The organism is Paenibacillus sp. HWE-109, from assembly GCF_022163125.1.
GTDB lineage: Bacteria > Bacillota > Bacilli > Paenibacillales > NBRC-103111 > Paenibacillus_E.
In genome coordinates this window covers 7,691,054-7,703,758 of the sequence record NZ_CP091881.1, presented here as the reverse complement: position 1 = coordinate 7,703,758, position 12,705 = coordinate 7,691,054, and the positions used below count along the sequence as shown (strand labels likewise).

At 46.9% G+C, this 12,705-nt stretch carries 9 protein-coding genes; 1 reads left to right on the top strand and 8 read right to left on the bottom strand.

The window, feature by feature from the left end; translation table 11 throughout:
* Positions 1-93: 93 nt before the first annotated feature.
* The 3 genes from LOZ80_RS33105 to LOZ80_RS33095 form a co-directional block, all read right to left on the bottom strand.
* Positions 94-1,581: a collagen-like domain-containing protein gene (locus tag LOZ80_RS33105; protein ID WP_238168508.1), complete on the bottom strand. Its 1,488-nt coding sequence runs from the start codon at positions 1,579-1,581 to the stop codon at positions 94-96.
* Positions 1,582-1,628: 47 nt separating this feature from the next.
* Positions 1,629-2,432, bottom strand: coding sequence for a peptidylprolyl isomerase (locus LOZ80_RS33100; protein WP_238168507.1), 804 nt, complete (start codon positions 2,430-2,432; stop codon positions 1,629-1,631).
* Positions 2,433-2,612: 180 nt separating this feature from the next.
* Complete coding sequence (locus LOZ80_RS33095; RefSeq protein ID WP_238168506.1) at positions 2,613-4,310, bottom strand: SWIM zinc finger family protein; 1,698 nt, start codon at positions 4,308-4,310, stop codon at positions 2,613-2,615.
* Between the two features lie 128 nt (positions 4,311-4,438).
* On the opposite strand from LOZ80_RS33095, the gene LOZ80_RS33090 reads away from it, so the two are divergent.
* The gene (locus LOZ80_RS33090) at positions 4,439-4,879 is read left to right on the top strand and encodes an alpha/beta hydrolase (RefSeq protein WP_238168505.1); all 441 of its coding nucleotides are present in this window, start codon (positions 4,439-4,441) and stop codon (positions 4,877-4,879) included.
* A gap of 301 nt (positions 4,880-5,180) precedes the next feature.
* Here the strand turns inward: LOZ80_RS33090 and LOZ80_RS33085 are convergent, their stop codons facing one another.
* The 5 genes from LOZ80_RS33085 to LOZ80_RS33065 all read right to left on the bottom strand — a co-directional run bounded on the left by LOZ80_RS33085 (position 5,181) and on the right by LOZ80_RS33065 (position 12,227).
* On the bottom strand, positions 5,181-6,161 hold the full coding sequence (locus LOZ80_RS33085; RefSeq protein WP_238168504.1) for a helix-turn-helix transcriptional regulator: 981 nt from the start codon (positions 6,159-6,161) through the stop codon (positions 5,181-5,183).
* Between the two features lie 491 nt (positions 6,162-6,652).
* Positions 6,653-8,719 carry an iron ABC transporter permease gene (locus tag LOZ80_RS33080; RefSeq protein WP_238173185.1) on the bottom strand — a complete coding sequence of 689 codons (2,067 nt, stop codon included), beginning with the start codon at positions 8,717-8,719 and terminating at the stop codon, positions 6,653-6,655.
* Positions 8,719-9,723 (bottom strand): ABC transporter substrate-binding protein, encoded by a 1,005-nt coding sequence (locus tag LOZ80_RS33075; protein WP_238168503.1) that lies wholly within the window; start codon positions 9,721-9,723, stop codon positions 8,719-8,721. Before LOZ80_RS33075 ends, LOZ80_RS33080 begins: the two co-directional genes overlap by 1 nt.
* A gap of 399 nt (positions 9,724-10,122) precedes the next feature.
* Entirely contained in the window at positions 10,123-11,505 is a 1,383-nt protein-coding gene (locus LOZ80_RS33070; RefSeq protein ID WP_238173184.1) for an FAD-binding oxidoreductase, read from the bottom strand.
* 506 nt (positions 11,506-12,011) lie between these two features.
* Positions 12,012-12,227, bottom strand: a complete 216-nt coding sequence (locus LOZ80_RS33065; RefSeq protein WP_238168502.1) for a hypothetical protein — start codon at positions 12,225-12,227, stop codon at positions 12,012-12,014.
* Between the last annotated feature and the right edge of the window lie 478 nt (positions 12,228-12,705).

The following is a 12,705-nucleotide window of genomic DNA, read 5'->3' as shown; positions in this document are numbered from 1 at the left end:
TTTTGACAAAAAGCCAGCGAATTGCTGGCTTTTTGTCTGCAAAAAAAGAAGAAAAAAGCGCCGGTTGCGACCGACGCCAAGTTACTATGATAACTATCTAATTATGATATTTTCAGGTTCAGGAACCACAGTTGTAAAGGTATAGCCGGCTCCACCAGCTTGAGCCGCAACGAATGCGGCGCTACTCGTATCATATGCGCCACCCTTGCCGCCATTGCCTCCAGATGCCCCGCCGCCTCCGCCGGGATAGTTAGTGGCACCCGTGTTTGCATCTGTACCTGCTGCACCGCCATTGACCTGAATAGTGCCAGTGACAGCAGGACTAGATGAAGAGATGAGGTGAATAATCCCGCCACCTCCACCTCCTCCTCCTCCTGAGCCACTGGTTCCAGCGTTACCATTAACACCTATTGCTCCGTTGCCGCCATTGGTTCTGAGTGTTCCACCGATGGTCATACTCCCCTTAGCCACCAATATAATAACTCCTCCTCCACCTCCGCCGCCTCCGCTAATGTCACTGGCTCCTCCTGGATTCGTTGCATTCATGCCATTGGCATTGATGGCTCCTCCAACGTTTACGCGTATGTTCCCTTTAGCCATAATGCTCAGAGAGCCGCCGCCTTCTCCACCAGTTGTTTGATAATTTCGGTCTCCGGCTCCTCCAGCACTAGTTGGCGGGGTTAAAATGTGTGAGGCTGTGAGAGCCGAGAGTCCGATACCGCCGCTAGAATTAGCGTTCGGTGAAGCAAACGTAGTGCCTGGGGCAGCTAATGATAGGCCAGGATGAGGAGCGCCATTGCCTGAATCTTGTGCTGCCGTCGCTACAGTTATTGTACCCGTGATAGTCACGTCCCCAGTTGCTCTTAGTACTACTCCACTGGGGATGATGAGATTCCCGGCAATATTGATACTTGTAAATTGAAAATGATCCTTGCCTGCCAATGAATTAAAGCCCGATAGTGTCGTGAGGTCCAATGTGCTGCCAACTGGAACGCTAAAAGCACCTGCCGTTCCATCACCGTATATGGCAAGCTGTCCAGGTAACCCCATTGGTCCCATTGGTCCATTCACACCTGCTACACCTGCTATTCCTTGTGGACCAGCAGGACCTGCTGGTCCTGTTACGCCAATGTCACCTTTCGGACCTGGGGCACCAGTAGGACCCGCTTCCCCTGTGTCGCCTTTCAGTCCTTGAGGACCTGTTGCTCCGGCTTCGCCTGTGTCGCCTTTAGGACCTTGAGAACCAGTAGGACCCGCTGCGCCAGTATCGCCTTTGAGTCCTGGAGGACCAACAGGTCCGATCATTCCAGTATCACCTTGGATTCCTTGGGCTCCAATGTCCCCTTTATCCCCCTTAGGCCCTGTTGCACCTAACTCCCCTTGGGGACCTTGAAGTTGTAGTTTTAACTTAGTCTCGGTATCCTTGCAAGCTGCATCAGGCGCCAGGAGATACACTTGCCCATTTGGCTTCACACAAACATTTAGTGTATTGCTAGTTGGGATTACCTCCGCGCTAGCAGAAGTACTATAAAACATAACTGCACATAAGCTAATTATGATAGGCAATCTTTTTTTAAACATAGTTCCCCCCTGGATCTTATTAATATTCAAATCATAGAAAGCTAGTGTTAATTTGCTTCAGTTATCGCAACGTTTTTAATGCTAATGGTCTCTATAGGCTTGCTCTTTTCCTGATTACCATTTTGCTCTACGGGGGTGGATGCAAGGTCAAGAACGACATCCATTCCTTCGATTACTTTGCCGAAAATGGTATAATTCGGAATCGTATTTAAGTAATCACTGTCCGTACCCGTACATATAAAAAATTGGCTGCCGTTCGTGTTCGGTCCTGAATTTGCCATCGCAACAATTCCCGGTTCATATTTATGTCCGTTATTCAGCTCATCTTCAAAGCTATAGCCAGGTCCTCCACGACCTGTCCCAGAAGGATCTCCCGCCTGTATGACGAAATTTTTCAATACTCTATGAAAAGTAACATCATCATAAAAACCCTCTCTAGCAAGAAAAAGGAAATTGTTCACAGTCTTAGGCGCATCTTTTGCGAAGAGTTCAATACGGAAACTCCCTTTGGTCGTTTCAATCGTAGCCTGATAAGATCGATTAGTTGCAATACTCATGCTAGGAGAACTTGAATAGCGGTCGCCCACCCAAATCGTTTCCCGGTTTGCATCATATTGAACGGTTTTACCGAGTGCTTCACTCATAAAACGAAGTGGAACATAAGTCGTACCTTCATAAACTAAAGGCTTTCCTTGGGCGGGGCTAATCTCTTTTTCATTACCGTCAAACATAAATTTCAGCTGCTTGAAGTAAACTTCAATCTTCTCGCCAGCCGCGTTTGCCCCGAGGGAAGTGGATACCATCGCCCCTATGACTATACCTATAGATAACAACTTGAGCTTCTCTTTCATATAGTAAATAAACCTCCAGTCATGAATTAATAATCCTAGTTATTTTTGATTATAATCTACCAAGAATAAGTTGAATACTACAAAGACAAAAAGGCAGCCCATGAACGTCTTACATTCAATGGGACTGTCCTATTCGTTCATCTTGTTGAATCAGTGTGACGCAACAATTGAGTAGGGATATTAAACCTTGATCTTCTGAAGCTCATCCATGAATGCAGATCTATTCGGATAAGCAAGGCGGAATTGCTGGATGACCCTCTCTGACTGAATCTTCCCACCTGCTTTGATCAGTTGAGCGATAATTCGACATACCTTCTGATATTCTTTTCGATTCGTTGATCGCGCGGCTTCCTCCACAATGAAGTCGACAAACAATGCATAAACGTCATCTGCATGCTCATCTACCAGATGCGTATAATAGTCAACTACATATCTTTTATTCTTTTGGACATAACTTAGCAATCTCCGTGTCTCTTTCTCTTCTATTAGTAAACGGGAATACAAGGAATTTACTTGCCAATTATGATTCTGATTCTCCAGATTGTTCAAAATCCGCTCATATACAAGAGGCCATTCATCCTTACTAAATAATTCTTTTAACTTCACATAAAAGGCATGCTCACCTGATACGACGAATTCCTCGGCCAGCTTTTTTTGAAGTTCAACTTGGTTTGTGAGTTGATATATCTCATAGCGAGACTTTTTCCACTCATCAACCAGACCCGGATAACCCTTACTTGTAGCTTGACGCTCGCCATCTTCGGCTAACTGCAATGCCTTATCATATTGCTGATGTTCCATAGCTGCAGCAATGGCCATTTTGCGAAAAGCCGTAAAACCTAGATGATCTTGCATAAATTTATTGGCTTGTTCATCATCATCAAACTTCAGAATCACTTGATACCTGAGCCTAGCTAAATGCTCAAACAAATATGAACTATAGGAGGACTCCCTTTTCTCTTTGCTTTCTAATTTTACTACCTGCTGTTCCCATTCTGCCCTCTCCTGATCATTCTGTATCAAACATAAACTACTTTCCAAAAGAGATAGCTGCCACTCATTCCAGCCTTCGAGGTTCGGATGAGATACCTCTTTTAGAAGTAGCCTAAACAGGGGCAGTCTATCCAATCCAGCCATGCTTTCAGAGTCACAAGCTGCACCATGGACCAAATCCAGGCATCCTTGAATCATATCACCTACGATGCCATCTGAATCATCACACGACTGAAGCAAGTCCCCCATCTCATGCAAAATGCAAAAGGCTATCTTGGCAGCAGACAGGTGCTTTCCCTTTTCGAAATCTTCCCCGGCTTTCAGCATCACCCGTTCGGCACCAATTACAGCACCAGAAACCTGGCGATAAGGTACAAAGCCATGTCTGTCGGAGTTTTGCTTCACAGAGGAGCGAATTATTTTTTTATATTGAGCTAACCCCTCGTCCTTACTCGAGTCGTGAAATTTCAGAGTGAGCATTTGCTCTACTTCCTTAATCTCTTTGGAAAAATCGACTACTAACGCAATCAGCTCCTCCTTACTAAGCTTAGATAGATGGTCGGGTAAGCTCACTTTCGGTGCAGGTTTAGAAGGCCTCTTTGCTGTATCCCCTTGAGATAGGTCATCTCTAATTTCCAGAAGCACAGCAACGGCACGCTTACATATGTCCCCCATGTCATAAGGACAGTCGCACGCTGCATACATCACTTCGCCGCGAGATCCAAGATGAACACCCACTTCGTAAAGCTCACTCCCCTTCACCTCAGCATGGTACATTAGCGGCTCTACCTCTTCAACAGATACAACATGACCTTTCTCTCGATACGCCTTTCCGCGGTCAAAAGTGATTTGATCCACGCTATTCTCAAAATCTTTCAGCTTCATTTATGGGTTCCTGCTTTCTTAATTATCGTTGAATTTATTTTCTCAAATTTCTCTTTTGCTGCCTAGTGGTATTGAATCTATAGAAAAAGCACCCGTTAGGGTGCTTTTTTAGTAGCTAGACAATTTATTTGTATTTCGTACTAAATCAAAGAAAATGGATAGAGATCAATATCCTCAACGTTTTTATTACATTCAGGAGCGAATCGGCAGGAGAGCTTTTCTCAACGAAGAAGAACGAGCGTAATCTCATTGGAAAAAGACCTTCCTGGCATGCCTGTTATTTTTCATCACCTATCGGAGAAACTTTAAGTGATATAAATGCATGGTTCATTGATCTCCCTGGATTTGGACGCATCCCATACCATCATGAACCTTCTGTTATAAAAGGCTATGTAGAAAGTGTAACCGCCATGATTATGGAGTTGAACAGACCCGTTACATTGATGGGCCATTCTTTTGGCGGATTGATTGCCGCCCGAGTGATGCAACGCCAGCCTTCACTGATCCATCAACTCATCATGCTGCAGCCAGTTTTGCATCCTGTAGAACCTAAATACAGAAATATTTAGAGGATTCTCGTATTCCATATGGTCATCAGTTTCCCATTGAACGTCCCGAACTAACGGCCCATTGGATTCTTCAGGCTCTGAAAATGTAATTGACAGAGGAGACCTGTCAGAAGTTTGAAGCGGTCTTTTAGGTACAAATAACGGAACATGTGTCCTTTAAATTATACCATCGCTGATTCGAATCTCTACCATGTAAACCCCCAACCTCTTGCGATCGGGGGTTTACATGGTAGAGGCGAGCAGTGGTGTGCCAAATCCACAATTCGCCGTAGCCTAATTTCATCTGGGTTTAGCTATGCGCTTAACAATATTCAAAGTTAAGATTAGCAGGCTCACTCGGAATTTGATTATCTGCATCTTGACCTGTTGTTGGCGTTTTTTCATCTACCTCTTCAAAACGAAAGCTATCGGCCCACACCTTCCCTTCACCACTTAACAGCAACCCAAAAGCGATAGCATGGCTGTGGTCGGAAATATCTAATACCACTGAATACTGTTTCCAATTTTGAGTTCCTTGTATTGGTCTATCTTGCATATTATCAAATTGCAGCAGATCTCCGTTTTTACGATCCACCCGCATCCACAATCCTGCCCAGCCTTTTAGCTCTTCCGCTTTCACAAATACCGTCAATCGTATCCTCTTGCCGAGATAACGTTCTGAGCTGAACATTTGCATTAAGCTAACAAATCCTTCTGCTCGGGGTTTCACCGAATGAAGCTTTGCAGAAGCAGTCCCAAAGTGCACCTCTTGTTTGTCGAGCGAGACCTCATATTCTTCAATGCGATTCCCAGTAACCGACCAACCTTGAGGAATTGTTTTACGACTCATATTCATCTTCTCCTTCTTAATTAGCGATCTTGAATACGTGCGATACTGACCTGGCGTAATGCCATAAGTCTTTTTGAACGCTCTCGTAAAGTGCTCTTGCGATTGAAAATGGTATTTAAATGCAATGTCCAGAATCCCATCACTCGTATGAACTAGTTCTGCTGCAGCCTTCGTTAATCGACGGTCCCGAATATAATTAGCGGCTGTCGTTCCGATGATAGAGGTAAAGATGCGTAAGAAATGTCGCTTGGAGAACCTGCCTTCCCGTGCAAGATCGTCGGGTCGAATTGTTTGTGTAAGATGTTTCTCTATATACACTAGAGAATTATTTACCGATTTTCTGTGCATCGTATCGTCCGCCATTACAACCACCCTCCTTATTAATAAATTACCATACTGGACCGCAGTCGTTTTGATCTTTTTTGCCAAGTTCATGATTTCTGGAAATAGCAAAAGCCCGACCTCCCCGGTCGGGCTTTTCATGGTTTTGGTGAAGGCGACTGCCGTTCATTCATTTGATTCAAGAGCTGTACAGCTAGAGCATGTTTTGTTGCCCACAAGTGAATTCGCTGCCAAAGCCGCCCTGTCTCTAGCAATACTGATCTCGAACCTCGAGCTTGTACGACAATGCTTCCAAAAGCAGATGCAGTAGGAACATGAACCTGTCTCGTAGTTTTAAGCTTTTAATATCCCAGGAATCGTCAACGTATGAAACGTGTAATTCATTTCCTCAACATGTTAAATATACAAACACTGATTTTAAGATTGAGCCTAATTTAAAAAAAAATTACAAAAGAGCTCATCCATTTTTAAAAATGAATGACTCTTTTGTGAATTTGCCATATGGAGGTGAACCGCGGCTCGACAAAACCACAACTCGCCGCCTTGAAATCACTTTACTCATCTCAAGGTCATGTACTGTTATAGTTGCGGTTCATTATTTATCAATAAGACTTCGCTTTGGCGCTTCGTGCCATAAGCCAAAGCAGATATGGCGTACCGATTACCGCTACGACCAAGCCGGCAGGAATCTCTTTCGGGGCAATGATGACCCTGCCGACCACATCTGCGGCTATCATTAGGATGGCCCCCAACATCGCTGCCAGTACGACCAACCGTTTATGATTCTGACCAACCATCGTACGGGCCGCATGCGGAGCTAACAAACCAATAAACCCGACAGTGCCGACAGTAGTTACAGCCAGCGCCGCTAGCCCAACCCCGGCCATAGCTGCGATAAGCCGGGTTTGTCTTAAGCGCAAGCCTAATCCCAAAGAGGTATTATCACTAAACGACAAAAGGTCAATGCGACGACCTAAATACCACGCATAAGGGCCAAGCACGATTAAACCGGCACTCATCCATAGGAATTCACCCCAACCGCGACCATATGTGCTTCCTGCAAGCCAAGCAAGAGCAGAAGCAGCATGCATCTGGGACTTAATAACAAGAAAATGAATGATGGCCGACCCCATCGCAGTAATCGCGATACCGACTAGAGTAACCACGGTCGGATGCAACCCTTTACGCCAGGAAAGCGTATAAACGGCAGCAGCAGCAAGCGCAGCCCCTGCTAATGCAAAAACAGGAAGCAGGAAACCAGCCGCACCAGGCCATACAACAATCAGCAGCAACGCACCAACACCTGCGCCTGAAGTTACGCCGATAACAGAAGGATCGGCAAGCGGATTACGGACGGCCCCTTGAAGCAGGACGCCTGAAATAGCAAGTCCCGCACCAGCCAACACTGCGACGAGCATGCGAGGGAGCCGAAGCTTAAGAATGATATTCTGATACATATCTAGTCCTGTACCGGTCAATACCTTGATCACTTCACCGACAGGCACTTTTAAGCTGCCTTGAGTCAAGCCGAACACTAACAAGGCAATTAGAAGCACGAACGCCCCTGCGATCAGGACCGGATAATGCCATCTGAAACGAGCCGTTCCAACGCTCATCGAGGAGCCTGTTTCCCCCGACTTTGGGGATCGCGTGCTTCGGACGGCAAGCCAGATAAGCCACGGCGCTCCAAGCACAGCCGTAACCGTACCGACAGGAAGCTCCCCAATCGTGCTGCGAACCAACTTAGCGACTGCATCGGCTCCAACCACAACCGAAGCCCCCCAAAGAGCCGCTGCGGGGATAAGCACCAGATGTCTACGGTATCCGATCAGCCGAACGAGATGTGGAGCAATCAAGCCTACAAAGCCTATTGGTCCTACTACACTTACGGCGACAGAGGCTAATAATATCGCAATAATCAGCGCAGACAGCCTCACAACACCGACCTTTTGCCCCAAGGATCGCGCTGTTTCCTCGTCAAGTTCAAGCAGATCCAGCGTCCGTACGAAAAACATTAGAACCATCAATGCTAATGCAATCCAAGGCCATGAGAACTGCACGCCCTTCCAATCGTTCTGGACAAGCGAACCGGAGCCCCACATAAAGAGCCCGTTGGTTTCATTCTCGAATAACAGCTGGAGAGCGCTCGTGAATGAAGCCAGCGCCATTGTCACAATCATGCCTGCCAGCGCCAATCGAACGGGCGTGCCTTTTCTTCCTCCTGCCAGGAAATAAGCGATCATCGCGCCACCAAGACCACCAATCAGCGCCAGCAGAAGCGGGACGGAAAGAACCAGGGATGGGACAAAAACAGTAGCAGCAACAATCACAAAATAAGCGCCGGCATTGATGCCGAATGTCCCAGCGGAGGCTAATGGATTTTTAGTTACCGTCTGGAGAAGCACTCCTGCAACGGCTAAAGCGGCTCCCGCCAATACACCCATCGTCGCTCGAGACAGCCGCATGCCAAGTACAACATGCTGTGACTGCTGATCCCCCGCAGCCAGAAGCGATCCGATCACGTCCTGAAAGGTTATATCGGCCTCCCCTTGCGTAAGACTTATAAAAAAAAGAAGGGTGAGACTTACTAAGCCCCCCCCGAATACCGCAATCTTCTTCCACGTGGATCTCGCCCTTGATTTTGTTGCAATTTCGATCGGCTGCGTCATCACTTTTTCGTCAACTGCTCAACCGTTTTTTCCACAAGCAACTTCAAGGAACCCGGACCGCCGTACAGCCACATATCGCCACCAAGCGGATACAGCCGGCTTTCTTTCACGAACGCAAGACTTTTCCACACATCATTATCCTTCAATTGTTTCGCAAATACGTCGTCATCTGGTTGAACAACGTAGAGGAGGTTGGCTTGCTGAACAGGTAGAAGCGACTCTACCGAAGCTGTCGAGTAGCCGTTTGTTTCATATTTTTGAGATTTATAGGCGTTTTTCAACCCAATCCGGTTGAGCACTTCGATTGCCGCCGAGTTATCCAGAAACAGACGTAACGAAACCGCGTTTTGGTTCGAGGAAGCCGACGCCAGCACATAGTCGGTTCCCGCTTTGCCTGCCGCTTGAAGCTTCGTCTTCGCAGCTTCATACGACTTGTTCAAGTCGGCCAACACAACATCTGCCTCGGTTTTTTTGCCGACAATGTCCGCGATAACCTTGTAGTGGGATTCCATCTCTGCGTATTGATTTTTAGAGGTATCCTCTAAATACTGGTCAAACACAAGTGTTGGTGCAATGGCGCTAAGCTGCTCATAGTTATTTTTGACGCGATTCCCAGCGGCAATAATCAGATCCGGCTTAAGCGAGGTAATTACCTCCAGACTCGGCTCCTGACGGGTTCCTACATCTTGAACATTCGCAGCAAGCTCCGGCTTCGCGCTGATCCACTTCTTGTAACCAGCAATATCTGCAACGCCGACCGGCTGAATGCCGAGTGTGAGCAGTTCCTCCACATACTTCCATTCGAGGACGACAATGCGCTTTGGTGTTCCCTTAATTTTGGCCTCGCCCCTCACATGTTTGATGACCCGCTCAGCATTAGCACTTGCGGCTTCGGGGCTAGCCGATGGAGATGCGCCACTATTCGTTACCGATTTGGCTCCGCAGCCTGCTATAAGTAGCAGCACGGCAAGTAATACAACTAAAGGCTTTAATCTCTGTCTCATGAAATACATTCTCCTTATAAATGATGTAATGACTACGATAATGACAGTTATCCGACCCTTATATCCTTCCCTTTAGCCGAACTACGCTCCCCTTCTTCCCGTAAACAATGTGAAACTGCTCGGCGAACATTCAAGAAAGCAAAATACCAGTATCTTCTAATCAATTATAAATGATAATGAATATCATTATCGATGTCAACTTTTTTTGTAATCTCGTCTATCTGCCGTAGACGACATCCCGATGTCCCCCCTATTCATAAGAGCGCGATATACATAGGTATCGATTACGTTGGTGGTCTCCAGCAATAACAGAAAAAGCAGCCATCACAGAGGAATCTCTGCGACAACTGCTGAAATGTCTCATTTAACCTGCTGACGTAGCTAATTCACCGATGACTATTACCTGCGTGCCGGTGGGATGCTCTGTGGAAAATGGAAGATGTTCTTAGGGTCGTACTGCGCCTTTACTCGTGTCAGTCTGGTGAAATTACTACCGTAGTAAGCCTGCTGCCAGTTTTTAATTTGGAGATCTGGTGTATTGACGTAGACACCGTGGGTATAAGGAAGCATCGCCATACGGAAGTTCTCTACCCAACCGATTCCCCGTCTCGACTCCGCTTGTGTGTTCCAGGTTGCAGTCGGAGTCATATTATACAAAGCCCGGCGATAGTTGTAAGCTGTAGCGCGATTCGGCACCTTAGCTACCGCACCGCCTAAGCCGTGAAATAAAATGGAGACCCCAGAAGTAGGCGGTGATTCAATGTAACGTCGTATTGTCGCAATGGCAGCCTCGGGCAGCCGGTGATAGACGTAGGGTCCAACACTTTTAAAAGGAAAAGGAGTTGTTGGCGTAGTCTTCGCTACTCGTCCAACGGACTCAATCCAAGGTATCTCCTCAATAACTACCTTCCGTGGCGACCCGGACCGAAGTAATGGCTGGAGTAATTGTCGCAGCTCTTTAGCAGATCCGAGGAAGACGCCCTGCATTAATATTTGAGAATCTGAAGACTGCTTGTTTGAAGATCTTGGTTGTGAGGATTGTCGTCCATTGGCAATCCCAAGGGTAACGGTGAGCCGCTCGTTAGCTCCTGGAACCGTATAGCCCTGCCAAGTCCGAAGGACTGCTTCCAAATCACGAAGGTCCCACCCGATTTCGGCAAAACCAACTGTTTCAATGGGGTGAGTACGGAAGCGGAAGTTTGTGCAGATTCCGAAGTTTCCACCACCGCCACCACGTAATGCCCAGAAGAGGTCAGGGTTCTTGTTGGCACTGGCGTGAATCAAACGTCCTTCAGCGTTAACCATTTCGATATCGACCAAATGGTCGAGTGTGAGACCATAGGGACGAGACAGAATACTGTGACCGCCTCCAAGAGTAACTCCAGCGATACCTGTCGTTGGACAAAGTCCTACGGGCACTACTAACCTTTCGTTCCAAAGTGCTGAGTTCAAGGCACCACCCCTAATGCCCGCCTGCACCGTAGCAATGCCACGCTTGCGGTTCACATCCACCTCGCGCATGTCGCTCACGTCAATTACGATTCCTCCGTCAACGACAGATAAGCCCTCGTAACTGTGACGGCCAGAGCGCATACGGATCGGTACGTTATTATAGCGGGCCCAACGAAGGGCGTTGATTACATCTTGCGTCTTCTGAGCAAATACGATCACTCGCGGAAATTTGTTAAAGTAAGTGTTGAACTCCCGACGAGCCGAGTTGTATTGGGAATTCCCTGGCACAACAATACGTCCCGTTAGTTCCGGTTCCGTCCCACGTCTCATTATTCGAGGAGCGTATCGTTTATCGATTAGTAATCCTAGAACTTTGCTTTCCTTCTTATTCTTCTTCAGGCTTCGCAGCACATTAATGTTGACTTTCAATTTACGCATTGGCTTTTTTATGTTCATTCCTTCCACATCCCTATCCACATTTTTTGCTTTTACCGAAGCAAAACAGCTGCTGTAGACCATATTCTCGTATACATAGGATGTTAGCCTGAAAAGAAATGCTTGGATGAACGTGGAGAACTGTGAGGAAATTTATTTTGTGCTATCCAAGGTTAACGGATGTCGCTCCGTTAGTTGCCATTCTCCCTACTCTCTAAGTTAATATAAATAAAAATGAGCCTAAACCATCGCTACAAAAATGGCTTGGCTCATTTTTATTTTGTTTTCCACATTTCGCCTAAAAGAGCAAAATCCACAACCGGATAGTTGTGGATTTACCATCAGGTGAGCCGTGGCTTGGCAAGTCCATAATTCGGCGCCGCGAGCTGCTATTGATGCAGTTAGACTTTATCCAAGCAGTTCAAACAGCTTTCTGGAAACCGTAAACCTTCACTCATGTAATAATCAGGGTTCGTTTCATCGAATATGAAAGGAGTGCCACATTGCCGACATGCCATGATAATCGGATCGCTCGTGCGGATAAGCAATGATGTAGCCCGCTCCCGTTTTAACCGCTCCCATTCCGGATTTTCCAATTCATCCAGCTGCTTCAACACCTCGATTACCTTCCGAATCTCAGCCTGAACTTTCTTGAAATCGGTATTTTCCCATTGAGTTATGAAGTAAAAACAAAGAGCAGGTTCCCAGCAGACTCCTAGCATCCTTCCCGGTTTCGGCCAATCGCGGCCGCAGATCCATAACTTTCATCAGCCTGATTCCTTTAAAACATAACCGAATCCCTGGGCTCGACCAGCTCGGTCGCGATGACTACCCTAGCGGTCCATTTCAATGCCGTGCTCCCTCCGCTTACGCTCCGGTCCGCGCGGGCGAACCCTGTAGGGGGTCAGCTCCTACTATCACCACCATTAAAGTACGGAAAAGACACCTCGAAAGGTGTCTTTTCCGTACTTTAATGGAGGTGAGCCGTTGATGGGTAAATCCACAATTCGTCGCCGCTCAGCCGCATCCCACTCTTACTAATCCGGTGCCGAAACGCACCTTTTCGATGTTGATATGCATATTGTCCAAACCGTT

Bases quoted from the DNA above. Each gene is read 5' to 3' on its own strand.
- LOZ80_RS33105 (WP_238168508.1), bottom strand. From the start codon at position 1,581: ATGTTTAAAAAAAGATTGCCTATCATAATTAGCTTATGTGCAGTTATG.
- LOZ80_RS33100 (WP_238168507.1), bottom strand. From the start codon at position 2,432: ATGAAAGAGAAGCTCAAGTTGTTATCTATAGGTATAGTCATAGGGGCG.
- LOZ80_RS33095 (WP_238168506.1), bottom strand. From the start codon at position 4,310: ATGAAGCTGAAAGATTTTGAGAATAGCGTGGATCAAATCACTTTTGAC.
- LOZ80_RS33080 (WP_238173185.1), bottom strand. From the start codon at position 8,719: ATGACGCAGCCGATCGAAATTGCAACAAAATCAAGGGCGAGATCCACG.
- LOZ80_RS33075 (WP_238168503.1), bottom strand. From the start codon at position 9,723: ATGAGACAGAGATTAAAGCCTTTAGTTGTATTACTTGCCGTGCTGCTA.
- LOZ80_RS33070 (WP_238173184.1), bottom strand. From the start codon at position 11,505: ATGAGACGTGGGACGGAACCGGAACTAACGGGACGTATTGTTGTGCCA.